The 24,789-nt window shown below is 67.9% G+C and carries 23 protein-coding genes; 12 read left to right on the forward strand and 11 right to left on the reverse strand.

All coding sequences use genetic code 11. The features are described 5' to 3' along the window. Positions 1-85: 85 nt before the first annotated feature. Complete coding sequence (locus CKW34_RS20880; RefSeq protein ID WP_016694523.1) at positions 86-466, forward strand: DUF3054 domain-containing protein; 381 nt, start codon at positions 86-88, stop codon at positions 464-466. A 129-nt stretch (positions 467-595) separates the two neighbouring features. Then, complete coding sequence (locus tag CKW34_RS20885; protein WP_059383761.1) at positions 596-2,068, forward strand: peptide MFS transporter; 1,473 nt, start codon at positions 596-598, stop codon at positions 2,066-2,068. Positions 2,069-2,141: 73 nt separating this feature from the next. Here CKW34_RS20885 and CKW34_RS20890 read toward each other — a convergent pair whose 3' ends face one another. The 3 genes from CKW34_RS20890 to CKW34_RS20900 all read right to left on the reverse strand — a co-directional run bounded on the left by CKW34_RS20890 (position 2,142) and on the right by CKW34_RS20900 (position 6,511). After that, a complete protein-coding gene (locus CKW34_RS20890) occupies positions 2,142-2,879 on the reverse strand; it encodes a sulfite exporter TauE/SafE family protein (protein ID WP_059383760.1) in 738 nt (245 codons plus the stop codon). 104 nt (positions 2,880-2,983) lie between these two features. Beyond that, on the reverse strand, positions 2,984-4,663 hold the full coding sequence (locus tag CKW34_RS20895) for an NTF2-like N-terminal transpeptidase domain-containing protein (RefSeq protein ID WP_059383759.1): 1,680 nt from the start codon (positions 4,661-4,663) through the stop codon (positions 2,984-2,986). A 78-nt stretch (positions 4,664-4,741) separates the two neighbouring features. Beyond that, a complete protein-coding gene (locus CKW34_RS20900) occupies positions 4,742-6,511 on the reverse strand; it encodes a penicillin-binding transpeptidase domain-containing protein (RefSeq protein WP_059383758.1) in 1,770 nt (589 codons plus the stop codon). Between the two features lie 192 nt (positions 6,512-6,703). Here CKW34_RS20900 and CKW34_RS20905 point away from each other — a divergent pair, with 192 nt between their 5' ends. Continuing rightward, a complete protein-coding gene (locus CKW34_RS20905) occupies positions 6,704-8,239 on the forward strand; it encodes an ABC-F family ATP-binding cassette domain-containing protein (protein WP_059383757.1) in 1,536 nt (511 codons plus the stop codon). 22 nt (positions 8,240-8,261) lie between these two features. Continuing rightward, entirely contained in the window at positions 8,262-9,074 is an 813-nt protein-coding gene (locus CKW34_RS20910; protein WP_059383756.1) for an alpha/beta fold hydrolase, read from the forward strand. Between the two features lie 16 nt (positions 9,075-9,090). Here CKW34_RS20910 and CKW34_RS20915 read toward each other — a convergent pair whose 3' ends face one another. Beyond that, positions 9,091-9,681, reverse strand: coding sequence for a hypothetical protein (locus tag CKW34_RS20915; protein WP_059383755.1), 591 nt, complete (start codon positions 9,679-9,681; stop codon positions 9,091-9,093). Between the two features lie 328 nt (positions 9,682-10,009). Then, positions 10,010-11,236: an acyl-CoA dehydrogenase family protein gene (locus CKW34_RS20920; protein ID WP_059383754.1), complete on the reverse strand. Its 1,227-nt coding sequence runs from the start codon at positions 11,234-11,236 to the stop codon at positions 10,010-10,012. Positions 11,237-11,369: 133 nt separating this feature from the next. Here CKW34_RS20920 and CKW34_RS20925 point away from each other — a divergent pair, with 133 nt between their 5' ends. Next, the gene (locus CKW34_RS20925) at positions 11,370-12,485 is read left to right on the forward strand and encodes an energy-coupling factor ABC transporter permease (RefSeq protein WP_059383753.1); all 1,116 of its coding nucleotides are present in this window, start codon (positions 11,370-11,372) and stop codon (positions 12,483-12,485) included. Positions 12,486-12,552: 67 nt separating this feature from the next. Continuing rightward, on the forward strand, positions 12,553-13,836 hold the full coding sequence (locus tag CKW34_RS20930; RefSeq protein WP_059383752.1) for a lipase family protein: 1,284 nt from the start codon (positions 12,553-12,555) through the stop codon (positions 13,834-13,836). 1 nt (position 13,837) lies between these two features. On the opposite strand, the gene CKW34_RS20935 is transcribed toward CKW34_RS20930, so the two are convergent. Together CKW34_RS20935 and CKW34_RS20940 are read right to left on the reverse strand one after the other, a co-directional pair. After that, positions 13,838-15,598: a CocE/NonD family hydrolase gene (locus tag CKW34_RS20935; protein ID WP_059383751.1), complete on the reverse strand. Its 1,761-nt coding sequence runs from the start codon at positions 15,596-15,598 to the stop codon at positions 13,838-13,840. A 169-nt stretch (positions 15,599-15,767) separates the two neighbouring features. Beyond that, positions 15,768-16,397, reverse strand: a complete 630-nt coding sequence (locus CKW34_RS20940) for a TetR/AcrR family transcriptional regulator (RefSeq protein ID WP_059383750.1) — start codon at positions 16,395-16,397, stop codon at positions 15,768-15,770. 96 nt (positions 16,398-16,493) lie between these two features. Between CKW34_RS20940 and CKW34_RS24950 the strand changes: the two genes are divergently transcribed. The 6 genes from CKW34_RS24950 to CKW34_RS20965 all read left to right on the forward strand — a co-directional run bounded on the left by CKW34_RS24950 (position 16,494) and on the right by CKW34_RS20965 (position 20,934). After that, complete coding sequence (locus CKW34_RS24950) at positions 16,494-16,544, forward strand: hypothetical protein (RefSeq protein WP_367880875.1); 51 nt, start codon at positions 16,494-16,496, stop codon at positions 16,542-16,544. 114 nt (positions 16,545-16,658) lie between these two features. Continuing rightward, a complete protein-coding gene (locus CKW34_RS20945) occupies positions 16,659-17,174 on the forward strand; it encodes a DUF4242 domain-containing protein (protein WP_016694511.1) in 516 nt (171 codons plus the stop codon). A 7-nt stretch (positions 17,175-17,181) separates the two neighbouring features. Further along, positions 17,182-18,231 carry an acyl-CoA dehydrogenase family protein gene (locus CKW34_RS20950; RefSeq protein ID WP_059383749.1) on the forward strand — a complete coding sequence of 350 codons (1,050 nt, stop codon included), beginning with the start codon at positions 17,182-17,184 and terminating at the stop codon, positions 18,229-18,231. After that, positions 18,207-18,947 carry an ABC transporter ATP-binding protein gene (locus tag CKW34_RS20955; protein ID WP_059383748.1) on the forward strand — a complete coding sequence of 247 codons (741 nt, stop codon included), beginning with the start codon at positions 18,207-18,209 and terminating at the stop codon, positions 18,945-18,947. The genes CKW34_RS20950 and CKW34_RS20955 overlap by 25 nt, the downstream gene beginning before the upstream one ends. After that, entirely contained in the window at positions 18,944-20,116 is a 1,173-nt protein-coding gene (locus CKW34_RS20960) for an ABC transporter substrate-binding protein (RefSeq protein ID WP_059383747.1), read from the forward strand. Before CKW34_RS20955 ends, CKW34_RS20960 begins: the two co-directional genes overlap by 4 nt. A 47-nt stretch (positions 20,117-20,163) precedes the next feature. After that, positions 20,164-20,934, forward strand: a complete 771-nt coding sequence (locus CKW34_RS20965) for an ABC transporter permease (RefSeq protein ID WP_228525861.1) — start codon at positions 20,164-20,166, stop codon at positions 20,932-20,934. Positions 20,935-20,941: 7 nt separating this feature from the next. Here the strand turns inward: CKW34_RS20965 and CKW34_RS20970 are convergent, their stop codons facing one another. Genes CKW34_RS20970 through CKW34_RS20985 form a run of 4 tightly spaced genes read right to left on the reverse strand, consistent with a single transcriptional unit; the run spans position 20,942 to position 24,740 of the window. Next, complete coding sequence (locus tag CKW34_RS20970; RefSeq protein WP_059383745.1) at positions 20,942-21,415, reverse strand: nitroreductase family deazaflavin-dependent oxidoreductase; 474 nt, start codon at positions 21,413-21,415, stop codon at positions 20,942-20,944. A gap of 4 nt (positions 21,416-21,419) precedes the next feature. Then, entirely contained in the window at positions 21,420-22,292 is an 873-nt protein-coding gene (locus CKW34_RS20975) for an alpha/beta fold hydrolase (RefSeq protein ID WP_059383744.1), read from the reverse strand. After that, positions 22,282-22,923, reverse strand: coding sequence for a TetR/AcrR family transcriptional regulator (locus tag CKW34_RS20980; RefSeq protein WP_059383743.1), 642 nt, complete (start codon positions 22,921-22,923; stop codon positions 22,282-22,284). The genes CKW34_RS20975 and CKW34_RS20980 overlap by 11 nt, the downstream gene beginning before the upstream one ends. Next, the gene (locus CKW34_RS20985; RefSeq protein ID WP_059383742.1) at positions 22,920-24,740 is read right to left on the reverse strand and encodes an N-acyl-D-amino-acid deacylase family protein; all 1,821 of its coding nucleotides are present in this window, start codon (positions 24,738-24,740) and stop codon (positions 22,920-22,922) included. Before CKW34_RS20985 ends, CKW34_RS20980 begins: the two co-directional genes overlap by 4 nt. Positions 24,741-24,789 lie beyond the last annotated feature (49 nt).

A 24,789-nucleotide genomic window follows, 5' to 3' on the forward strand; every position in this document is an offset into this window, starting at 1 on the left:
TCCACACGCTCTACCGGCCCTGATCGTGCTCGAGAGCACGCGCCGGAGGTTCCGACGGGCCCCGCGCCGCCGCTACTCTGGACCCGTGAAGAAGTACACCCCGGCGTTGGCGATCGACGTCGTTCTCGTCGTCGTATTCGCCGTGCTCGGTCGTTCCAGCCACGACGAAGTGCTCGATCTCGTAGGGCTCGCAGGAACGGCATGGCCGTTCCTCGGCGGCCTCACCGTCGGATGGTTCCTCACCGCGTGGCTCTACCGCGACAAGTTCGACGCCTTCGCGGCCGTTCCTACCGGACTCCTCGTGTGGGTGAGCACCCTCGTCGTCGGGATGCTGCTGCGTGCCGTCACCGGCCAGGGCACCGCGACTGCCTTCATCATCGTCGCGACGATCTTCCTGGGCCTGTTCCTGGTGGGCTGGCGCGTCGTCGTCGGACTGCTCCAGCGCCGCAAGGTCGACGCCCACTGACCCCGCCGAGGTCGACCCGCACCGACCCTCCGGTCTCGTTTCTCACAATCGCACCCGAAGTGTGATCTGCGACCGCAGGATACGCGAATTTTTCGCGCTCGCGCCCCGTGCGGTGGAACAGTGGGGACCATGTCCACGCTGGAACCACCTACTCTGACCGGGTCGAGATCCGACCATCGGTTCTTCGGCCAGCCGCTGCCCCTGGCCAATCTGTTCGGTGTCGAGATGTGGGAGAGATTCTCCTTCTACGGCATGCAGGGCATCCTGATCTACTACCTGTACTACTCGGCATCCGAGGGCGGGCTGGGGATCAGTCAGGCGGCCGCGACCTCCATCGTCGGCGCCTACGGCGGCACGGTCTACCTGTCGACGATTCTCGGGGCGTGGATCGCCGACCGGTTACTGGGTTCCGAACGAACCCTGTTCTACAGCGCCGTACTCATCATGTTCGGCCACATCGCTCTCGCAGTGCTACCCGGTTTCGTCGGGGTGGGTGTCGGCCTCGTGCTGGTCGCGTTCGGTAGCGGTGGCCTGAAGGCCACGGCGACGTCGATCGTCGGCGACCTCTACGACGAGCAGGACCCGCGGCGCGACGCCGGCTTCTCCATCTTCTACATGGGCGTGAACCTCGGCGCGCTGGTCGGCCCACTGCTCACCGGCTTCCTGCAGACGCGCTACGGCTTCCACTGGGGCTTCGGTCTCGCCGCGATCGGTATGTTCCTCGGCCTGCTGCAGTACACGATCTACCGCAAGCATCTCGGCGACATCGGCAAGGTGCCGCCGCATCCCCTGCCCGCCGAGACCCGTACGAAAGCGGCCGGGATCGGTCTGGTCGCCGTGGTCCTCATCGCGGTCGCCGCGCTGACCGGCCTCGTCACGACGAGCAACATGTCCGACATCGTCGTCGCCCTCACCATCATCGCGACGATCGCCTACTTCGTCATCATGCTGTCGAGCAAGCAGATCACGCCGATCGAACGCAGCCGGGTGCTGTCGTTCATCCCGATGTTCATCGCGAGCGCGGTGTTCTGGTCGCTCTTCCAGCAGCAGTTCACGATGGTCGCCGTCTACGCCGACACGCGCCTGAACCGCAGCCTGTTCGGATGGGAGTTCCCGCCGTCCTGGGTGCAGTCGATCAACCCGGTTTTCATCATCCTGTTCGCAGGTGTCTTCGCCGCCGTGTGGACCAAACTCGGACCGCGTCAGCCGTCGTCACCCATCAAGTTCGCCGCGGGCACGATCATCATGGGCATCGCCTTCCTGTGCTTCATCCCCATGGCGGGCGGCGGCGCCAACAGCGCTCCGCTGCTCGGACTGGTGTTCATCCTGCTGCTGTTCACCTTCGCCGAGCTGTTCCTGTCCCCCGTCGGACTGTCGCTGTCGACGAAGCTCGCACCGAAGAACTTCCACACGCAGATGGTCGCGCTGTTCTACCTGTCCGTCGCGTGCGGCACGGCCATGGCCGGCACCCTCGCCGGGTTCTACGACGAGAACGACGAGGTGCCGTACTACCTGTGGATCGGCGGAGCGTCGATCGCAGTGGGCATCGTGCTGGCCCTGTTCGCGCCGCGCATCAAGAAGCTCATGCACGGCGTGCAGTAGCCACCGCTGCACAGAGTGCTGTGCAGTAGCACCGCTGCACAGAGTGCTGTGCAGGAACACCACTGCACAGCACTCAGCGGAGAGCGAGCCATACCGCCAACCCGAACCCTGCGAGCGCGACACCCACGCGCAGCAGGTTCGGGGGTATGCGCCGCACGAGCGGCGGACCGCAGTACCCACCGGCGAACGCGCCGACGGCCATCGCGGCCGCCGCACCCCAGTGCACGGGTCCGAAGACGGCGAACCCGATCGCCGCGACCAGGTTGGCGACGCCGAGCAGGTAGCTCTTGAGGATGCTCGCGCGCCAGATCTGCTCGGACGTGCAGATCAGCACCAGCGCGTAGAAGACGACGCCCGCGCCGGCACCGAAATATCCGCCGTAGACCGCGACGACGAAGACCGCCACGGAAAACACTCGCGGCAGGTCGCGGCCGCCGGCCAGGGTGCGGATGCGTGGCTGGAGCAGCAGCGCGAGAGCGGCGAGTGCGACGAAGCCGGGGACGACCGCCTCGAACGAGTCGGGTGGGGCGACGAGCAGGACGGCCGCCCCGACCACGCCGCCGAGCGCGGCGTAGAGCGTCCACCACCACACCCGGGGGCCGGTGTCGACGACCTCCCGCGCCGAATTGGTCAGCGCCCCGACACCGACACCGACCATTGCGACGGTGTTGGTGACGTTCGCCGCGACCGGCGGGAGGCCGACGGCGAGCAACGCCGGATACGAGACGATCGACGCCAGGCCGGTGACGAACCCGACGACACCCGCGAAGAATCCGGCAACCACGAGCAGGGCCAGATCGAGGACGGTCACGGTCGCTCAACGTACCCGGGTGCCGTGGACCGTCCTCCGGCGGATCAGTACGCCGTGGACCGTCCTCCGGCGGATCAGTGCACCATGGACCGGCCTCCGGCCGATCACTCCCCGAGCAGGGGTTCGCCGAGCTTGCGCAGGAAGGTGTCGGCCATCTTGATCGCGCGGTCGCCGCCGTCGGCATCGGCGACGAAGACCGCGAAGGCCAGGTCGCCGCCGGTGTAGCCGAAGAACCAGCGGTCCTCGCCGCTCGCCGCGGCGATACCCGCGAGACCGGCGTGTCCGCGGAGGAAGGACGCCGGACCGTTCTGCACGTTGTCGATCATCATGCCGCGCAGGGCGTCGATCACCGAGCCGGGCAGCGCCTCGGGGGCGTCGTGGACGACCGTCTCCTGGCCCTGCACGATCGTCGGGACAGCGGCACTGCCGCGCGCAACCGAGGCGGCCAGCACCGCTGCGCCGAGCGGCGTGATCAGGTTCTCGTCGGAGTCCGATCCGGCGAACTGGACCACTCCGGACCGGTTGTGGCCGATCTGCGAGGTCTCGAACTCGAAGCCCGGCACGTCGTAGTCGACGCCGAGGCCGAGGCGACGGGCGGTCGAGGCGACGTCATCGGATCCCACGTCGTTCGGATCGACGCCGCGCTCGAGACCGGCCGCGAGCCGGACCGGATCGAGAACGCCGCCGGCCGGGTAGAGACCGTGGGTGATGACGGGACCGAGTTCCATGGCCCAGTTGTTGACGTCGGCGGCGAGGATGCCACCGGTCGAGGGCTGGATGGCGACCACCGCGGCCGGGGTACCTGCGGTGACGACCGCTTCCTTCGCGGCGAGCTGCACCTGGGAGTCGACGGTCGCCTGCAGGTCCGGAGGCGGCGGGCCCTGGAAGCCGGCCACCTGGATCGGGCCCTCCTCGGGATCCTCGAGGGTGACCGCCCAGCCTGCCGTCCGGTCGCGTTCGAGCTGCCAGGCCGAGCGCAGCGAGTCGAGCAGCGGCGTGGAGATCCGTCGATCGGCGCTGATCAGGGTGGGTGTCGTGAGCACCTCGACCCCGGGGATCGACACGATGCCGTCCTCGAGGAACTGGTAATCCTGGTCGCGGAGCTTGACCGCGGTGATCCGGTTTCCGGGGTTCTCCGCCATCCGCTCCTGCATCAGCTGGGCGGTGATGACGGGCGCGACCGGCTCGAGAACCGCCGCGAGACGAGTGGTGGTGTCGACGGGGTCGGGCATCGCCGCCGGGTCGAGCACCACGGCGTTGATGGTCTGTTCCTCCATGAGGAGGCGGCCCGTGCGGTCGAAGATCTTCGGCGGCGCGGCGTCGGTGCGCACGTGGTGGACGGTGCGTCCGCCGGACAGGTCGGGGACGACGACCTCCGGGTCCCAGGACACACGCCAGCCGACGGCGAGCTTCCGCACCGAACCGGTGACCTGATAGGACCAGTCCTTGCCCTCACCGAAATTCCAGCCGGCGGAGAGCGTGAAGTATCCCGAGTCGTCGTTGAGTTCGACGAGCTGGGTGACGTCGTAGTCGACGGTGCCGTCGGACAGACCGTCGTACATCTGCGAGATCGTTTCCTCCGCCGCGTTCGGGTAGGAGGTCAGGGCCGCCGCTGCGCCCGCATCACGATCGTCGAGGGCGGCGACGAAGTCGTCGACGAGGCGTTGCGCCTCGCTTCGAGAATCCGAGAACACAACCGTCGTCAGAGCGACGACAGCCACGACGAGGCACGCGGCCAGCGCGACGATGCGCCCCCGCTTCCCCCGCCAATCACGAAATCTCATATGTAACAACCTTCACTTCAGTCACACGAGATACCAGCACGCGTTGTGCACGAACACATCACAATTGCGCCACGCGTACTACCCCCTCAGCCATCGCCCCGCCGCCTCGACGGCAGGGGCGGAGCCGTCCGCCCCCGACACGAACACCGCAAAGGCAAGATTATCCTGTGATCCGATAAACCAGCCGTGCGCCCCGACGTTGTCACCGTACTCCGCCGTCCCCGTCTTCCCCATCAGATCGGGAATGTCGCGCAACGTGCCGGCTGTACCCTCGATCACAGTCTCGCGCATCATCTCTCGCAGTGCCGCGAGCACGTTCTCGGGCATCGGTTCGGCCTCCCGATCCGCGGTCGCCGGCTGCCCCTCCACGATCGTCGGAACCGGCGTGCGGCCGTTCGCCACCGCGGCTGCGACCAGCGCCATCCCGAACGGCGACGCCGTCACCTGCCCCTGTCCGATCGCTGCCTCCACGCGGGCAGCATCGGTGTCGGCGACCGGCACGTCACCCGTGACCGTGACGAGACCGGGCGTGACGTAATCGATGCCGAGACCGAAGCGTTCCGCAGTGGCGCGCAGGGCGTCGGGCGGCAGGTCCAGAGCGAGCTGCCCCATCGTCGTATTGCACGAGAACGCGAACGCGGTGTGCAGCGGCACCGGGCCGAGATCGAAGTTCTCGTCGTTGGGGATCGTGCGCGAACCGATCGAGGCGATGCCCGGGCACGGCAGCACGGTGTCGGGTTCGGCGAGCCCGGCATCGAGCGCCGCCGCGGTCGTCACCACCTTGAACGTCGACCCCGGCGGATAGAGGCCGGTCGCGGCGATCGGCCCCTCGGCGTCGGCCGCGTCGTTCTGGGCCATCGTGCGGATCGCGCCCGTCGAAGGTTCGATCCCGACGATCACCGCGGGCGTGTCGAAACCTGCGAGGACCTCCTCGGCCCGTCGCTGCAGGTCGAGGTCGATCGTGCTGGTCAGGTCGGGTGCCTCCGGTCCCGCTTCGCCGGCGACCTGGCTCGTCGTGCCGTCCGCCGCGACCCGCCGGATCACCCAGCCGGCCGAGGCATCCTGCCCCTCCTGCCAGAGTTCGGCGAGACCGGACCACACGGGCGAGGCGAGATCGCGCTCGGTGGTGAGCAGGCGGGTCTGCGGCACGAGCGTCACGCCGGGCAGCGCGGCGAGGCGATCCTCGATCGGCGCGAGGTCCTCCTCACGGAGCGTGATCACTCCCGCAGTACCGCCGGCGGCCGCCGCGACCTGCTCGGCGAGGCTCTCCGCCGTGATCGTCGGGACGACCGTGGCCAGCACGGGAGCGACCGCGGCGGGATCGGCGGTGGCATCCAGGTTCACGACGGTGACGACCTGCTCCCCCATGAGCGGCTGCCCGGCCCGGTCGAAGATCGTCGGCGGGGCGCCGACGGTGGTCAGATACTCCAGCGACGCGCCGCCCGCCAGTTCCGGCGACAGCACCGCGGGATCCCAGCGGATCCGCCACGCGTCGGCCTCCGGATCCTCCGTCGCGCTGCCGGTGGTGCGGTACGACCAGTCGCGGCCCTCCCCGAAGGTCCACGTCACGTCGAGGTCGAAGGTGTCGCCGTCGCCCGTCCCCGCGACACTCACGGTCGGATCGTCGTGGCCGAGCCCGGCGAAGAGGGCGTCGATCGCGGACTCCGCGGCCACCGGATCGGTGGTCAGCGCCGCCGCCCCGGAGACGTCGCCGGCGTCGAGAGCGGCAGCGAACTCCTCCGCGATCGTCTCGGGCTGATCGGGGCCGGTCGCACACGCCGACAGCGACAGCACCGTGGCTGCCGCGACACCCATACCAATCAGTCGGATCCGCACGGTCCCGATCATGCCTGCACTTTCGAGCCCGTGCCTGTTATTGCAGGTAGAAGTCGGGGTGAAATATTCGGTTGCATACCGGACGGTGCGGGATCACCATGGTGTTCGCATCCCGTACCCGTCGATCGGAGAAGTCCGTTGCTCCTGTGAGAGGTCCCGTCCCCGCGCACTCGCGCAATCGAGCCTCACCCTTCTGGAGCCATCATGTCTTCATCCGGTATCACGCTGTCCGCACTCTCCTACGTCCATCCGGACGGCACCGTCGCCGTGCAGGATCTCGACGCCGTCGTCCCGGCCGGGCGGATCGGCCTGGTGGGCCGCAACGGAAGTGGGAAGACCACCCTGCTCCGGCTCATCGCGGGTGAACTCCGCCCGACCTCCGGTTCGTCGACGGTGCGCGGACGAGTCGCCTATCTCCCTCAGGACGTGACCCTCGATCCGACGGTGCCGGTCGATTCCGTCCTCGGCATCGGAGAGATCCGGAAGTCGCTGCGACGCATCGAATCCGGATCGTTCGACGATCGGGACTTCGAGGTCGTCGCCGACCGGTGGGACATCGAGGACCGCGCCCTCGCGCTCATGCATCGCGTCGGCCTCGACCGGATCCTGCACGACGCCGGGGATTTCGATCGCACCGTCGGTCAGCTCTCCGGCGGCGAGACGGTGCTGCTCGCCTTCACCGCACGCCTGCTCGACGAGCCGGACGTGCTGCTGCTCGACGAGCCGACGAACAATCTCGACGCCGACGGGCGTGCGCGCCTGCAGGATGCGCTCGACCGGTTCCCGGGCACGGTGCTCGTCGCCGGGCACGACCGGGAACTGCTCGACCGCACGGACTCGATCGCCGAACTGCGCAACGGCGCGTTGCGCCTGTTCGGCGGCGGATTCGGCGAGTACGAACGGATCGTCGCGGAGGAACAGGAGGCGGCGCGGGCAGCGGTGCGGGACGCCCGCAACGACGTGCGACGCCAGGCACGCGAACTGGCGGCGGCACACGTCACGATCGCCCGGCGGCAACGCTACGGGCAGAAGATGTACGAGCAGAAGCGCGAACCCAAGATCGTCATGGGCGCGCGCAAACGGCAGGCGCAGGAATCCGCCGGGCGTTTCCGCCGCGAACACGAGGAGGATCTGACCACTGCACGGGAGAACCTGGACCGCGCGAAGGACGCGGTGCGCGACGATCCGGAGATCCGCATCGACCTGCCCGGGACCGCGGTTCCGCCCGGCCGGCGTGTGGCGGACGCACCGCTCGAGATCGTCGGGCCGGAGCGGATCGCGCTGCGCGGGCCCAACGGATCGGGGAAGACGACCCTGCTGCACCGCATCGTCGAGGCGGAACCCCACGTTCCCTTCGCATTGCTCCCGCAGCGGCTCGACATCTTCGACGACGACCGTTCGGTCGCGGAGAACGCCGAGGATCGGGCGCCGCACCTGACTCCGCAGCAGGTGCGGGCGCGTCTGGCGCGCTTCCTGTTCCGCGGCCGTCACGCCGAGGTCGCCGTGGGAGCGCTGTCGGGTGGGGAACGACTGCGGGCCGCGCTCGCGATCGTGCTCGCGGCCGATCCCGCTCCGCAGTTGCTGCTGCTGGACGAGCCCACCAACAACCTCGACCTGGCAGGCCTCGCACACCTGATCCAGGCCCTGCGCGCCTACAGCGGTGCGCTCGTGGTGGTCTCGCACGACGAACGATTCCTCGAGGAGGTGATGGTGGATCGGTCGGTCGAACTCGAAAGATGAGCCGTTCGGAGATACTGCTGGGATGAGCCACGCGACGAATCCCGCCGACGGCACCCGGATCCGGTTCACCACGGCAGGCCCCGAGGGGGCACCGGTCGTGCTGCTGGTCCACGGCAGTGCCCTGTCGTCGGCGGTGTGGCGGGCCTTCGGCTACGTGAAGGCGCTCGGCGGGGATTTCCGGCTGGTCATGCCCGATCTGCGTGGCCACGGCCGCAGCGACACCCCGCACGACGAGGACGCGTATGCGATGGACGCGATCGTCGGGGACCTGCTCGCCGTACTGGACGCGGCGGGAGCCGACCGGGTGCACTACGTCGGCTATTCGTTCGGCGCCCGTGCGGGTCTCGCGCTCGCCGTCGCCGCCCCGGAGCGGTTGGCGAGCCTGACCCTGCTCGGCGGGAGCGCACGCCCCCAGCAGGGATCGATGGACGCGATGTTCTTCCCCGGCACCGTCGACGTGCTCGAGCGCGAGGGCATGGACGGTTTCATCCGTGCCTGGGAGGAAAGGCGTCGCACACCGGTCGATCCCGCGACGCGCTCGGCCTTCCTGAAGAACGACGCGCAGGCTCTCGCCGCCTATTTCCGCCGGTCGGATCGGGAACCGGGGATCGACGACGAGATGCTCGCCGGCATCGACGTGCCCGTGCTCGCCGTCGTCGGATCGGACGATCGCCTGCGCGTGGAGGACACCCGCGCGTTGTCGCGCACCGTCCCCGGTGCGCGACTCGCGATCCTGCGCGGGGTGGACCATGCCGAGACGGTCTCGGCCGCACTGCCTGCGGTCGAGACCTTCCTCTCGGCACGCGCCGGCCGGAAACCGACCGACACGCGCTGATACTCGGTTCGGGCGCTCAGGCCGGGACGACGACCTGTTCCCGCGGTGTCATCGCCGGCACCGCCCGGGACTGCTGCGCCCTCCGGTGCGGTGCGACCACGGCCTTCTCCTGCGCAGCACGGGCCACCGCCTGCTGCCGGCCTGCTCCGGATGCCTCCGCGAGCAGCGCCGACACCGACCGCTTCATGACCTCGACGGCCTCGGGCACCGACAGGCGCAGTACGTCCCGCAGCGATACCCAGGTGGGCCAGGTCGTCGACACTCCCAGCAGGTTCTCGATGTGGGTGCGGACGGTGTCGTCGACGCCCTCGAACTGGTCGGAGAACAACGCCCTGATCTCGTATCGTGCCCGGTCGAGATAGCGCAGGCGGTTGCGCTGCAATTCGCGCGAGAACGGCGCGCGGATCTCGGACGACCGCGCGAACGGCGCGATGTATTCGAGCAGTTCCGCCCGCTGCCGGCAATAGGCGTCGATCCGTTCGTCGAGCGGCAGCGACGGATCGATCGGCTCGTAGGCGTCGTCCTGGCGCCGCATCAGTTCGGCACCGGTGGCGGCGAACAGCGTCTCGAGATCGCCGAAGTGTCCCCACAACGATCGCAGGGACACCCCCGCCCGCGAGGCGATCTGCGCCCCTGTGGGTTTGAGCTCTCCCGCCCTGATGAGCGCGATATGAGCTTCTATGACGGCCTGCCGGGTGCGCTCTGCGCGAGCGCTCCTGCCGTCCGTCGTGACCGACGGCTTGTCGCCGTCCTTTCGTTCCGCGTACATCGCTCCCCCGATTTCCGCTCGGATTCCCCTCCGGACCGGTCACTCCCCTCGTCGGTGACCGGCATAACTTTTCTCATGGCGAACAATAGTCGACACAGCAGGGGAATTGTCATCCCCCCTCCGGAAATTGTCCTATTTGCGAATATTGAGCGGCCGTATGCAGGGCTTACTGGGCGAGCAATCCCTTCGCGATATGTGTTACTTGAATTTCGTTACTACCGGCGTAGATCATCAGCGATTTCGCATCGCGCGCGAGTTGTTCGACGCGATATTCGGCCATGTATCCGTTTCCCCCGAACAGCTGCACGGCCTCCATCGCCACCTCCGTCGCCGCCCGCGACGAGTACAACTTCATCGCCGATGCCTCCGACAGGCTCACCGGTTTCCCTGCCTGCGCGCGCTCGATCGCGCTGAAGACCATGTTGCGGACGTTCACCCGCGCGATCTCCATCTCGGCGAGCTTGAGCTGGATCAACTGGAACTGCGCGATCTCCTTGCCCCAGAGCTTCCGCGACTTCGCGTACTCGGTGCACAGCTTCAGGCACTGCTCGATGATGCCCAGAGCCAGATAGGCGATGCCGATACGTTCGGTGGCGAAGGACTCGCGCGCGCTGTCCTTGCCGTCGCTGCGACCGCCCTCCTCGGTCTCCCCCAGCAGCCGGTCGCGGGTCAGGCGCACATTGTCGAAGAACAACTCACCCGTCGGCGAGGAGTTCATGCCCATCTTCTTGAAGGGCGGGCTCTGGGTGAGCCCCTCCATGCCCTTGTCCAGCACGAATGCGAGCACCTTGCGGTCGCGGCGATCCACCGAGGGATCGCCTTCGTCGAGCTTCGCGTACACGATGATCACGTCGGCGTACGGACCGTTGGTGATGAAGGTCTTCTGGCCGTTGAGGATGTAGTCCTCCCCGTCGCGGCGCACCGTCGTCTTCATCCCGCCGAACGCATCGGAACCCGAATCGGGCTCGGTGATCGCCCACGCACCGACCTTCTCGAAGGTCACCAGCTCGGGCAGCCACCGCTTCTTCTGCGCGAGAGTGCCGCGGCTGCGGATCGTGCCCGCCGTCAGGCCCAGGCTGACGCCCAGCGAGGCGATGAGTCCGAGACTCACCCCGGCGATCTCGATGTTGAGCAACGCCGCCATCCCCGGAGAACCGCCGGTACCCCCGGACGACCCCGAAGGCTTCTCTCCGCGTTCCTCTTTCGCGAGGGCACGTTCGAGCGACTCGCGGGCCATCTCGTCGATGCCGAAAGTCGCGTACAACTTCCGGATGATGTCGTACGGCGGCAATTCTCCCGACTCGAGACTGTCGACGTGCGGACGGATTTCCTTCTCGATGAATCCGCGAAGTGCGTCGCGGAACATGAGGTCTGTGTCGGACCACTCGTACATGCACCGAACATAGAACAGGTGTCGATTCCGTCCCGGCCTTTCGTCCCACTGGGCATCCGAAAACGCTCCACGTACAGCGTGCCGGTACTAGCCTTCGCCGCAGAGCACTCCGTCGGCGAGAGGGACATCGGAGATGGTCGATTCGAGTGGGTTTGCCGGCACGGACGTCCTCGCCCTGCACATGGGCGACGGCCTGATCGCCGACCGCGCATCCGCGTGGTTCTTCGTCATCGCCGTGATCGGGGTCAGCATCGCCGCCTGGTACGCACGCAGCGACCTGAACAAGAGGTCGGTGCCCACGGCGGCGGCGGTCTGCGCCCTGTTGTTCGCCCTGCAGGTGGTCGACGTTCCGGTGCTGCCTGATGTCAGCGGCCATGTCGTGGGCGGCGCGCTCGCGGCGATCCTGCTCGGCCCGTTCGTGGGTGCGGTCGCATTGACGATCGTCCTCGTGGTGCAGGCCTTCGTCTTCGCCGACGGCGGCCTGTCGGCGCTGGGTGCCAACGTCACCAATATGGTGCTCGTCGCCATCGCCGCCGGTTTCCTCACCGCGACGGCACTGCGCGCACTGTGCGAACACCACGGTGTGCGGCGGTTCGTCATGCTCGGCCTGGTCTCGTTCGTCGCCGGATTCGTCTCGGTCCTCGCCGCCGTGACGGGTTTCGTCGTCGAGTACGCCCTCGGCGGCACCTTTGCGGTGCCGGTGTCGAACATCGGATTCCTCTACGCGACGCACATTCCCGTCGGGCTGGTCGAGGGTGTGGTGACGGCCGCCGTCGTGCTCGCCGTCGCGCGGGTCTCGCCGGAGTCCGTCCAACTCACGCGACTGCCGGTCAATCCTCTCGACGCGACCACGTCTCCGCCCCCGCCTCCGCGTCCGCGCGCTCGCGGGACGCTGTTCATCGGTTTGGCGTTCACCTCGCTCGTGGTCGCGGGGATCGTCGCGCCGCTCGCCGTCGACACCCCCGGCGCTCTCGAGGTGGCCACCACGCGGGGCTGTGAGATCGACTCGTTCGCCGAGGATCTCACGGGCGACTGCATGGCCCGGGACGTCGAGGAACACCGACTCGCCGACAGCGCGCTGGCCGACTACACGATCGACGACCGCCCCGGTTCCACGGGTGTGGCCGCGGTGCTGGGGACGCTCGGCACCTTCGTCCTGGCCAGCGTGTGTTTCCGCGCTCTCGTGCCGCGGCCGGCGAGCACGTCCACCTCCGCCCCGAAGGCACCGCGGAGTACGCCTGCCGGCTAGGTGTCGCGTCCCACGAGCGGCAGCCCGCTCATCCGCCGATCGGTCGACCGAACGAGGGACCCACGTCATGGCACGTCGCACCACCGTCCGTCTCCCCCGTCGTCTCGTGATGGTCGCAGCGCTCGTGCTCGCCGGTGCCGTCGCTGCAACGGGCACCACCGCTGCACAACCGGTACAACAGATCCCGCTGCCGTCGGCGGACCCGTTCTACACCTTCGACGGAGCACTCGACGATGTCGCTCCGGGTACGGTGCTGCGGACGCGGGAGATGCCGTACGCAGCGCCGGATCTTCCGACACCGATCACCACCACGCAGGTGCTGTACCGGACCACCGACCAGCAGGGCGCACCCACCGTCACGGTCGCCACGGTGATCCGTCCCCTGCTGCCCGGTCCGGCGAAACTGTTGTCCTTCCACACCGCCTACGACGGTCTCGGTACCGAATGCGACCCCTCGTACACGCTCACCGGACACGGATCGAGCCGCGCCGCACTCCTCGAACAGGGCGTGATCACCGGCTACCTCGCCGCCGGGTACAGCGTGGTGGTGCCCGACTACGAGGGAGAGGACCTCGCCTGGACTGTGGGACGGCAATCCGCCCATGCTGCGCTGGACGGGATCCGGGCCGCCGAGGCCGTACTGTCGCTCCCGGCGTCCACGCCGGTGGGGATGATCGGGTATTCCGGCGGATCGGTGCCGACGCAGTGGGGTGCCGAGCTCGCGCCCCGATACGCACCGGAGTTGAACCTCGTCGGCGCGGCGGCCGGTGGCCTGCCGGTCGACCTCGCCCACAACCTCCCCTATGTCAGCGGCAGCGCCCACTGGGCCGGTGTGATCCCGGCACTGATCGTCGCGTATCAGCGCGCCTACGGCTTCGATCCCGACACCTTCCTGTCCGATCGCGGCCGGCAGGTCGTCGGGCAGGTCGAGTCGAACTGCATCGGTAACTTCGCCTCCGACTACCCCGGTCTGACCGACGCGGAGATGGTCCGTGCGCCCTACACGTCACTGCTCGACGTTCCCGAGGTGGTCGCCGCGATCGACGACAACATCATGGGAAGTGCAGGCACACCTGCCGTTCCTGTCCTGCTCGCCGTCGGCAATGTCGACGGCACCGGGGATTCGGTCATGATCGCCGACGATGTGGAGGGGCTCGCCCGCGAATACTGCGATCGCGGTGTGGCCGTGTCCTACGACGAGTACGCCGGACGGAACCACGCCGACGCCTTCTTCCCGTTCCAGGCCCAGGCGGCGCAGTTCCTGACGGAACGTTTCGCCGGCCTCGCGGCCGGAAGCGATTGCGATGCGGTCGGGCCGGGCAACGAACTGACGCCGACACCCGTTCCGTGAGTCAGATCCGGTCGACCTCGATCCAGCTCGCCCCACCGAAATGCACGGTGTTCCGGCTGAGATAGGGCGGGACAGGAAGATCGAAATGTACCCACCCCTCGGAGGGGCTGGAACGCAGAAGATCTGTGCGGCTGCCGATATCGAAGCGGAGGGTGTCGCCCGGGAGCAGGCGGGTCGGCGCCGGGGTGAGGGAGAAGTGCAGGTCGACGGGTTCGTTCGGTATCAGGGGCGTGCGGATTCCGGAATCGATGGCGACTTCGGCGCCGGTACAGTGTTCGGCCTCGATCGTTCTCGCCGCGGGCCGGATCGCCCCCATCGACAGCTGGTGACGACGGCCGGCACCGTCCACCCGGGACAACCGGGCGACGACATAGGAGTCGATCTCGTTGCAGCCGAACGACAGATGGGCGGTGATCGCTCCGGTGAGCTGCATCTCGGTCTCGATCGTCAGCTCGAAGGTCAGCGTCTGGACGGCAACGTCGTCGAGGCCACCGAGCACGGGCACACCGATGGGCACCGCCACCCACGTGTTCGATCCGGCCTCCGTCACATCGCGGGAGAGTCGGTGGATGGCGGAATCCTCACCACCCGAGCCGAGGTGGAGCCGCAACGGCGCTGCTTCGCGCGGTGGAAAGGCGTCGGCGGCGCCGAACCGGTCGGCGCCTTCGATCCAGTACCGCACCGGTGCCTGCCCGTCGTAGCCGTTGTCGGTGCCGCGCAGGACGTGGTCGAAGAAGGCGAGCGCTTCCTCCTGCCACGAATAGACGGGCAGATCGTAGGCGGGAGGAGCGAGGATCAACCACTTGCTGTCCTCGGGTGTGGAGGCGTTCTCGAACAGGTCGTAGCTTCCGAACTGGTGCAGGTTGAAGTAACTCAGGTTCTGCACGACGACGAACGGCACCTCGATCTCCCCGAGTCGACCCGCCGGACTGTCCGGGACGGAATCGTGATCGCGGGTCTTGGCATCGAACATCCAACCGGCGTAGATCTCCCGGACCTTCTCGACCGGTGTCGCCGACATGAACTTGCGGAACATCCGGTCGACCTGTTCGTGCACCACCTTCTCGACCACCCCGTGCAGCGGTCCGTTGGTGAGATGACTGATCAGGGCTCGGGTGTCGGGCGACATCCGGGTGTCGTAGTTGTTCTCGGTGAAGTTCGCACCCATCCAGATGTTCATGAAGTACAGCCCCGGCACCCCACCGAAATAGAGCAGGTGACGGTAGAGGTCGGTGCAGATCTCGTTGGCGAAGAAGGCCTTCAGGGCCGGGGGCCGGCGGATCGCGACGGCGGGCTGTGTCATCCCGTAGTAGGACGTTCCGAACAACACGACTTCACCGTTGCACCAAGGATGTTCGGCTGCCCACTCGATGACCTTCGCATGGTCGTCGATGTCCTGTGGGTCGAAGAAGGTGACCTGTTCACCGGTGGAACGGCCCATACCGCGACGTTCCACGACGACGGGCGCGTAACCGCGGTCGGTGAATACCGGTGGGGATCCGATCTCGTTCGATCCGGTCGGGATTCCGGCGGTGTGGTACTCCGTGGAGTACGCGGCGAACGAGACCACGGCCGGATATCGACCCTCCCGCTCCGGCAGGTAGACGTCGGCGTGCAGGGTCACACCGTCGTCGACGGGGATCTGCCGGTCCGGAAGCATGCGTTGCCCGAGACCGTGCATCGCAGGCGGTCCCGGAGTCCATCCGGCGTACTGGATCCCGGACGTGGAAGGGGTCAGGCGCATGTGGGAGCGTCCGGTCATGACGCGAATTCCTGTCGTCCGGTCGAGCACGTCGCGGTGACCCAATTGTGCACCGGCCGCGCACACGCGCACCGGAGTTTCCTGTCACTCGACGACGGGGATATTTTCCGCCCGGCCGTCCGTGACCGCCGGAAACGCTGTCGAAGTCGTTTTCGACGACCGCGCCGGACTACAGGTGCGACCCGATCACGTCCCGGGCCATGTCCCTACCGAACCGGATCGGCTCCACCGAGTGCTCGAACTTGCTGCCGGACAGGGCACCGTCGTAGATCAGCTGCACGCGCCGGGCCACGGCCTCGGGTTCGGACACCCCGGCGAGGTCGAGCAGTTCGACGAGCGTCGTCTTCAGCCATTCCCGGTGCGCGAGTACCGGTTCGAGAGGTTCCTGAGGGAACTCGGTCGCAGCATTGGCGTACTGGCATCCGCGGAAGTTCTTCTTCGGCGCCGACTGCATCGCGAGATCGAAGAAGGTGAGGATCTTCGCGATCGGATCGTCGAGCGGTTCGACCGCGGCGTGCCACCGCTGCCGGTCGCGCTGGTCGAGGTCCTCCAGATAGGCGAGCACCAGTGCATCCTTCGACCCGTACGACGAGTAGAGGCTCGCGCGGGCGACGCCGGCCTCGGCGAGGATGCGGTCGATGCCCACTGCACGGATACCGTGCTCGGCGAAGAGCGTGCTCGCGGTGTCGAGCAGACGTGTGGCAGGTGAGGGCTTGGACGGCGATCGCTCGGCTTTCCCCTTCGGACCGGCCGTGCCCTTCGGAGTGCCGGTTGATTCACTCTCGACGAACGTACGCACGTGCCCAGAGTAACGGACAGGGCGCGATAGACAGACCGTTCTATTCACAGTACGGTGGAGCACGTGACACACAGCCTTCTGACTCGCCGCCTGCACGTGGATCTCGTGCGGGTGTCGACTGCTGCGTGTTGTCGCTCCTCTCTCTGACCGGCCTCGTCTGCGTGCGCCGCATGCCGTAGTCGCCCCGTCCGAAGACGAAACGGCGCCCCGTCGCGCCCGGACCGGTCACAGTTCCAACCCGCTTTCCCGGAAGGTGACCCCATGTCGCTGTATCTCTACGAACTCGTCCCCACCGAGGGCCAGGCCGAAGCTGCCATCAAGGCCTTCGACGATGCTGTCGTCGCCGCCGGCGGCGAACTGATCGAATCGCAGGTCACCACCGGTGGCACGCGCGTCTTCGCGATCGCCGAGTTCGACGCCTGCCGTCCCGCCCAGCTCGAATCGGCCTCCCTCGATGTCGCCGAGATCGTCGGCCCGAACGAGGTCCGTCTCGTCGGCGCCGAGCTCGACCAGATCAAGGCCACCCGCCCCGAGGCCGGTTACCTCGTCGAGTGGGACATCCCCGACACGATCGACATGGAAACCTACCTCGCGCGCAAGAAGGCGAATTCGCCGAAGTACGCCGACGTCCCCGAGGTGAGCTTCCTGCGCACCTATGTCCGCGAGGACATGGACAAGTGCCTGTGCTTCTACAACGCCCCCGACGAGGCAGCCGTCGTGCGCGCCCGCGAGGTCGTCAGCACGCCCATCGACCGTCTCCACTCCCTCGAAGGATAAGCATCCGATGACCGCGGCCATTGACCGGACGAGCGAGGAACAGCGCGTGGCGATCGCAGAATTCGTACGCGATCGCGCAGCTGCTCTCGATCGCGGAGAAACCGATATCCGCACCGACATCGCCCGCACGGGCGAGCTCGGCCTGCTCCGCAAGGGGCTGAGCGGGGAGTGTCTCTCCGAGATGGTCGCGGTCATCGACGAGGTCGCCGCCGAATCGCTCACCGTCGGCTTCTCGCTGTGGGCGCAGCGCATGGCGCTCGAATACATCGATCGCGCACCGCAGTTCCTGCGCGATCGTTACCGGGACGACCTCGCGTCCGGCCGCACGATCGGCGTCACCGCCATGGCCGCGGCCCTCAAGCATCTCGCCGGTCTCGGCGAACTCCCCCTCGTTGCCGATCGGACCGACGACGGCATCACCGTCACCGGTCCGATCCACTGGGCGTCCAACGTCTTTCCCGACTCGGTGATCGTCTTCCCGGCCCGCACCGCCGACGGTGATCGCCTCGTCGCCGTCGTCCGCGCCGATGCCGAGGGCATCACCATCGCGGATTCACCCGAACTGCTCGCGCTCGGCGCCACGTCGTCGACCTCACTGAAGTTCGACGGGGTGCGGATTCCGCAGTCGCACATCCTCACCGAGGATCTCGCGAACTTCTGCGGTTCGATCCGGCCCACCTTCATGATGCTGCAGACCTCGTTCTGCGTCGGCATCGCACGCGCATCGCTCACCGAGGCCGCCGGCCGTCTGCACGGACTGGGCGAGCAGTTCACCGGTGAGTACGAAGAGCTTTCGGCGCAGTACGAGTCGCTGCGCGAACGGCTGTACCGCTTCGCCACCGATCCCACCTCGATCGCTCCTGCGGAGTTCATCCGTCTGCGCCTCGACGGTTCGGTCGTCGCCGTCGCCGCGACCCGCCTCGAGGCGACACTGCGCGGCGGTGCCGGATACGCGACGGCCAGCGCCACCAACCGCCGATTCCGTGAGGCGGCCTTCCTGCCCATTCAATCGCCGTCGGAAGGACAGCTTCGGTGGGAACTGTCGCAGTACGAATAGCGAACGGATACAAGAGTTTCGCCGGTCGCCGTAGCCCGGTCCTCCAGGGGGTGGATCTGGATATCGCGACCGGCGAGTTCCTCGTCGTGCTCGGCAGCAGCGGTAGCGGCAAGTCGACGCTGCTGCGGATCGTCGCGGGTCTCGATCACCTCGATCGCGGTTCCGTCGAGTGGCCCGACACCGAGGGCGACAACCGTCCGCACACCGGGATGGTCTTCCAGCAGCCCTTCCTGATGCCGTGGCTCACCGTGCGCGAGAACATCGCCTTCGGTGGACGGTTCGCCGCGCACCGCGAACGGTTCGACACCGCCTACGCCGATTCGCTCCTCGAGCGTTTCGGCCTCTCCGCGCTCGCCGGCTACTACCCCGACCAGCTGTCCGGTGGTCAGGCCCAGCGCATCGCCGTCATCCGCGCCGTCGCGGTGCGTCCGCGACTGCTGCTGCTCGACGAACCGTTCAGCGCCCTCGACCCGGCCACCCGATCCGATCTGCGGTCGTGGCTCGGCGAACTCGCGCGCGATCTCGGTTTCACGACGGTCCTCGTCACCCACGACATCGACGAGGCGCTCGAACTCGCCGACCGCATCGCCCTGTTCGGAAGTTCGGGTGTGGTGCAGCAGGAATGGACGCTCGGCGGCATGTCTGCGCTCGACCGCGACGCGCTGCGTCCGGCCATCCTGGCGCACTACCGCGATTCGTCGCTGTCCGCGACATGACCGATCCGGGCCTGTTCAGCCGTCGCACCCTCATGCGCGGTGCGCTCGGCCTCGCGGCAGCCGGGGGTATCGCCGGCACGATCGACCTCGCGCGCACCGCGACCACCGACCGCGCCAATCGCACGGGGCAACTGCGCATCGGCTACCTGCCGATCACCGACGCCGCGCCGCTGCTCGTCGCGCACGGGTCGAGCCTGTATCCCTCCGGCGTCGTCGATTCCGCGAAGCCGGTGCTCTTCCGCAGTTGGGCGTCGCTCGCCGAGGCCTTCATCAGCCGGCGCGTCGACGTCGTGCATCTGCTCATGCCCATGGCGGTCCAGTTGCGGTACAGCCTGGGTAGTTCCGTGCGGATCCTCGGCTGGAACCACACCAACGGCTCGGCGCTGACGGTCGCCCCGCACATCACCGACCTGAGCGATCTCGCAGGTCGGACGGTGGCGATCCCGTTCTGGTGGTCGATCCACAACATCGCTCTGCAACAGCTGTTGCGGGCGCACGGACTGACACCGGTCGTGCGGGAGGCGCCGTCGAAGTCCGCCCGTACCGTGGGCCTTGTCGTCATGGGACCGTCCGACATGATCCCGGCCCTGGCGAACGGCTCGATCGCCGCGTTCACCGTCGCCGATCCGTTCAACGCCGCCGCGGAGGTCCGCGGGGTGGGGCGGATCCACCGCTTCCTCGGCGACATCTGGCGCGACCACGCGTGCTGCGCCCTGCTCGTGCACGAGGACCTGATCGAACGCGACCCCGTCGCCGTACAGTCCCTCACCGACTCGGTGGTCTCCGCCCAGTTGCAGATCGGCGCCGACCGTCAGGCCGCGGCCGCGATGTTGTCCGCCGGATACCTTCCGCAACCGTTGCCCGCGATCACGAAGGCCCTCACCTATCCCGACCGAGAGGCCGGCACGGTGCACCCGCAGTGGCAGCCGCAACGCATCGGATACCAGCCGTTCCCCTTCCCGACCTTCACCGCGGCACTGATCGAGGCGATGCACGACACCGTCGTCGACGGCGACACGCGGTTCCTCTCGCGCCTCGACCCTGCGACGGTGCACGACGACCTCGTCGACGACCGGTTCGTCCGCACGTCCCTCACCCGCGTCGACGGCACCGATGCCTTCGGCCTTCCCGCCGATCTCACCCGCACAGAGGAGGTCGATCCTTCGTGAGCGCCCCGACCAGCACGGCGCCGGAGACGGCCCGCACCGTCCGGCAGCTGCCCCTCGTCCCCCAGGCCGTCGCCATCGTCATCGCGATCGCCTTGTGGTGGCTGGTGACGACAGTGCTCGTCGCGCCGGATTCGCTCGTGCGGGACTTCGCCCCGCAGTACGTCTTCCCGGCGATCATCGACCTGTTCGCACGCGGCGTCCTGCTGCCCGACACCCTCGCGAGCCTGTGGCGGTTGCTGGTGGGTCTGCTGATCGCCGCGACGCTCGGCATCCCGCTCGGGTTGCTGATCGGACTCAACCCGTTGGTCGAGCGCGCGACGATGCCCATCATGCAGTTCCTGCGGATGATCTCGCCGCTGTCGTGGGCGCCGATCGCCGTGGCGCTGTTCGGCATCGGCCACCAGCCGGTCTTCTTCCTCATCGCCGCCGCCGCGATCTGGCCGATCGTCATCAACACGGCGGCCGGTGTGCACGGCATCGACCAGGGCTATCTGATGGTGGCCCGCTCGTTCGGTGCGACGCGACTCGAACTGCTCACCACCGTCGTCCTGCCGGCCATCCGCGCGCAGGTACAGACCGGTCTGCGGGTCGGTCTCGGTATCGCGTGGGTCGTGCTCGTCCCCGCCGAGATGCTCGGCGTGCGGTCCGGTCTCGGCTACCAGATCCTCAACGCCCGCGACCAGCTCGCCTACGACCAGGTCATGGCCGTGATCGTCGTGATCGGTTTCCTCGGGTTCTGGCTCGACTGGGCGGCGCGGCACCTGCTGCGCGAACGGCGCAGACCGGTGAGCGTCGAGGAAGCCGACCGCCCGCTCTGACCTGCGATCAGGACTCGAGCGGCGTCAGTACGAAGACGGGGAGCACCCGGTCGGTGCGCTTCGCGTACAGCGCGTAGTTCGGCCACGTCTGCAGCAGCACCTGCCACAGCCGCTCGCGTTCGTCGCCCTCCGCGATCCGCACCGACACCGCGTACTCGTGCCCGTCGTACAGCACCTGCGCCCGGTCGGCCGCGCGCAGGTTGATCGCCCAGGACGGGGCTTTCGGGTGTCCCCAGTTCGACCCCACCACGAGCCATCCCCCGTCGTGCGGCACACACAGCAGCGGTGTGGACCGCGGCACCCCGGTCTTGCGGCCCTTCACGGTGAGCACGAGCGAGGGCAGTCCCGCGATCGCGAGCAGCGTGACCTTGCCGCGCGTGACCCGTTGGATGGTCTTGTCCACCGCGATGATCGGCTGTGAATACCGCGGCAACCACGGCAACGCTCCGATACGGACGGCGACCGGTCGGAGCGGATTCATGCGGTCATCTCCCCCAGGCTGCCAGCAGCGTCCGGGCTGCGGCGACGACGGCCAGCGGCTGATCGATCATCGGATGGTGGCCCGAGGCCGGGAGATCGATCAACAACGCATCAGGACCCAGATTGTCGACCATCCGCCCGTAGAGCGCGTCGTCGATGATGCCGCGTTCGCAGCGGAAGTAGGCGACGGCGCATCCCGGACTCATCGCCTCGAGGCTACGGCGCCCCTCACGTCCCATGCGGAGATTGTCGAATTTCCACGACCAGCCGCCGTCGACCTGCTTCAGCGATCCGCGGGCGATGTGCTCGAGCACGTAGGGTTCGGCGTCGTCCTGCGGCGGCACGAGGCGGAATCGGGCGACGGCGTCCTCCGCCGCGGCGTACACCTTCGGCGGTCCGGCGTTCGCGACGGCTTTCGCGCGCATCTCGAGTTCCTCGGGCGTCATGTCGCGGATCGGCGAATCGATGATCACCACACCGGCGAGTTCGTCGCCGTGGAGATGCGAGGCGGCGAACGAGACGATCCCGCCCATGCTGTGACCGATGAGGACCGGTGGACCGCTGATGCCGCCGGCGCGGGCCGCAGCGACGACCTCCGCGGACCACGCTTCCAGGGTGTAGTGCTCGCGGTGGTCGCTGTCGCCGTGACCGCTCAGGTCGAGCGCGACGACGCGACGTCCGGCGGCGAGCTGCGGGCCGATGTGGTCCCACCACCCCGAATGGGCCATGCCGCCGTGGACCAGCACGATGCCCGGCAGACCGGATTCGCCCCACGCCCGGTAGGCGATGGTCGCACCGGCTGCCTCGACCTTCCCGGTCTCGACGGGTGTGGCCAGGGCGTCGACGAACCACTGAGGAGCAGATCCGTTATTGCTCATTATTCGAACTTATGTCAGATGTGACGAGCGCCAACATCCGGGCCATCAGTTCGATCCGTCGCACCTCGAATTCCGGCTGCGGATGCACCGTCGACGCCAGCGCTTCGCCATCGAACATGTGCACGAGCGACAGCAGGAGGGTGTCGAAGACGTCGGCCGGGAACCGTGCCGCGACAGGCAGCGACCTGCCGAAATCGACGATCTGGGCGTGGTAGCGCTCGGCCATCGGCGTCAGATGCTCCCGCAACGCCGGGTCGGTGCGCGCCGCGCCGAGCAGTTCGTACCAGGCTGCGTTCATCGGGGCCCGGCAGGCGGTGCGCAGCAGCTCGAGGCACACCCGCAGCGACTCGGAGATGTCCGCGTGCTCGTCACCGAGCGCCGCGAGACCCGCTTCGAAATTCGCGAACTGGCGTTCCCGGACGGCGTCGGCCGCCGCGATCATCAGGTCGAGTCGCGTGGGGAAGTGCCGGAACACCCCACCCGACGACACCCCCGAGCGCCGGCACACCTCACCGATCGTGGTCGCGGTGTAGCCGAGCTCGGCGAGGGCAGTGATGGTCGCGTCGAGGATGCGACCGATCGTCTCCTCCCTGCGCTCCTGCTGGGTACGACGTACTGCGGGTGCACTCACGCGACGGGCTCACCCGCCGGGACGCGCATCGGCGCGGGTCCGCGCTCCTCCACCCCGGCGCGCAGGAACCGGCCGGTGCCGACGGTGCGTCCGTAACCGGACACGAACTCGCCGTCGCGGAAGACCACCCGGCCGGCGACCGCCGTCGCCGTCACCGCGCGGTCGTTGCGGTTGACCATGCGGCGGATTCCGCCGAACTCCTCGAGCGGCGACTCGTGATAGGCATCGACGTCGGCGTTCAGCCCGGCAGGATCGACGACGACGAAGTCGGCGCGGTCACCCACCCGCAGGTGGCCGGCATCGATTCCGTAGAAGTCGCCGAGTTCGCCGGTGAGCTTGTGGACGGCTTCGGGCAGCGTGAGGAACGGCCTGCCCGCCTTCTCGGCGTCGTGGACGCGGCGGAGCAGGCAGATCGCGAAGTTGTAGAAGGCCATGTTCCGCAGGTGGGCGCCGGCATCCGAGAACCCGACGGTGACGCCGGGCGTGCGGATGAGCCGGTCGGCGACCTTGCTTCGGTCGTTGGCGATCACGGTGTGCCACCGGAACTTCCGGCCGTACTCGACGACGAGGTCGAGGAAGGTGTCGACAGGATGCAGCTTCCTCTCGCGCGCGACGTCACCGATCGACCGGCCGACGAGCGAGGCGTCGGGGCATTCGACGATCCGAGTGTCGTCGAAGTCGCGGTGCCACACGCGCGGCGAGAACTTCTTCTCGAAGTCCTGCCGGAACCAGCGGCGGTAGGCCTCATCGCGCAACAGGTCGTTGCGGACGAGTTCGTCCTGCAGATGCAGTGCGGCACGGCCCGATCCGAACTCCTCGAAGACGACGAGGTCGATGCCGTCGGAGTACACCTCGAAGGTCGTGGGCAGATGTTGCCAGCGGAAGGCACCCTTGCCGATCCGGTTGGCCGCAAATGCGATCGGACCGAAGATGCGGTTGACCCACCGTTCGGCCTTCGTGTCGGCCGCTGCGAGCACCGACGCCTTCATCGGCTTGCGCCCGATGCCCGTGCTGGCGAGGGCGAAGAACGCGACGTCGTACTTGGTGTTGAGGTTCGGCACTGCCTGCAGGGTACGACCGCGCCGGCGCAAGATCTTGTGCAGGCGGCGGAATTCCGACCACGACGCGTGGGTGGACGGCAGGGTGCGCGAGCGATAGCGGTCGCCGTCCATCTTGTCCCACGGGTTCGTCATCGTCGACACGCCGAGGAAGCCCGCGTCGAGGGCGTCCTCGACGCGCGCGTCGATCTCGGCGAGTTCGGCCCGGGTCGGGCGGTTCGCCGACTCGGTGGAGCGCCCGAGCCCCATCACCGACGCGCGGAGGTCCGAATGTCCCACGAAGGCCGTCACGTTCGGGCCGAGCGGAAGCTTGTTCAGCGCCTCGATGTATTCGCGGGGCGTGTTCCAGGTCTTGGACTTCTCGAGGGCCGAGAGGACGTGCTCGCGCGGGAGTGCTTCGACGCGACTGAACAGGTCGGCAGCGTCGACCGGCGGCACGAAGACCGTCGAGATCGAGCAGTTGCCCATGAGCACGGTCGTGACGCCGTGCCGCACCGACTCGGACAGACCCGGACCCACGAGCACTTCGGCGTCGTAGTGGGTGTGGGTGTCGACGAAGCCGGGCATCACCCAGCGGCCGTGCGCGTCGACGACCTCGGTGTTCGGACCGGTGGGAAGGTCGTCGGAGGTCGCGGTGACGACGACTCCGTCGCGGATGCCGAGGTTGCGGACGACGCCGGGTGCGCCCGTCCCGTCGAACCAGAGACCACCTCGGACGATGACGTCGAAATCCCCATTATTGTGATCTACACCACTCATGGCGCGAGGGTAACACGAGAAAGAGGTCGCGCACTCTCTAAATTCCCGG

The organism is Rhodococcus rhodochrous, assembly GCF_900187265.1.
GTDB lineage: Bacteria > Actinomycetota > Actinomycetes > Mycobacteriales > Mycobacteriaceae > Rhodococcus > Rhodococcus rhodochrous.

Excerpts from the sequence above, each read along its gene's own strand:
- CKW34_RS20885 (WP_059383761.1), top strand. The coding sequence starts at position 596 with ATGTCCACGCTGGAACCACCTACTCTGACCGGGTCGAGATCCGACCAT.
- CKW34_RS20895 (WP_059383759.1), bottom strand. The coding sequence starts at position 4,663 with ATGAGATTTCGTGATTGGCGGGGGAAGCGGGGGCGCATCGTCGCGCTG.
- CKW34_RS20900 (WP_059383758.1), bottom strand. The coding sequence starts at position 6,511 with ATGATCGGGACCGTGCGGATCCGACTGATTGGTATGGGTGTCGCGGCA.
- CKW34_RS20905 (WP_059383757.1), top strand. The coding sequence starts at position 6,704 with ATGTCTTCATCCGGTATCACGCTGTCCGCACTCTCCTACGTCCATCCG.
- CKW34_RS20910 (WP_059383756.1), top strand. The coding sequence starts at position 8,262 with ATGAGCCACGCGACGAATCCCGCCGACGGCACCCGGATCCGGTTCACC.
- CKW34_RS20920 (WP_059383754.1), bottom strand. The coding sequence starts at position 11,236 with ATGTACGAGTGGTCCGACACAGACCTCATGTTCCGCGACGCACTTCGC.
- CKW34_RS20925 (WP_059383753.1), top strand. The coding sequence starts at position 11,370 with ATGGTCGATTCGAGTGGGTTTGCCGGCACGGACGTCCTCGCCCTGCAC.
- CKW34_RS20930 (WP_059383752.1), top strand. The coding sequence starts at position 12,553 with ATGGCACGTCGCACCACCGTCCGTCTCCCCCGTCGTCTCGTGATGGTC.
- CKW34_RS20935 (WP_059383751.1), bottom strand. The coding sequence starts at position 15,598 with ATGACCGGACGCTCCCACATGCGCCTGACCCCTTCCACGTCCGGGATC.
- CKW34_RS20945 (WP_016694511.1), top strand. The coding sequence starts at position 16,659 with ATGTCGCTGTATCTCTACGAACTCGTCCCCACCGAGGGCCAGGCCGAA.
- CKW34_RS20950 (WP_059383749.1), top strand. The coding sequence starts at position 17,182 with ATGACCGCGGCCATTGACCGGACGAGCGAGGAACAGCGCGTGGCGATC.
- CKW34_RS20960 (WP_059383747.1), top strand. The coding sequence starts at position 18,944 with ATGACCGATCCGGGCCTGTTCAGCCGTCGCACCCTCATGCGCGGTGCG.
- CKW34_RS20970 (WP_059383745.1), bottom strand. The coding sequence starts at position 21,415 with ATGAATCCGCTCCGACCGGTCGCCGTCCGTATCGGAGCGTTGCCGTGG.
- CKW34_RS20975 (WP_059383744.1), bottom strand. The coding sequence starts at position 22,292 with ATGAGCAATAACGGATCTGCTCCTCAGTGGTTCGTCGACGCCCTGGCC.
- CKW34_RS20985 (WP_059383742.1), bottom strand. The coding sequence starts at position 24,740 with ATGAGTGGTGTAGATCACAATAATGGGGATTTCGACGTCATCGTCCGA.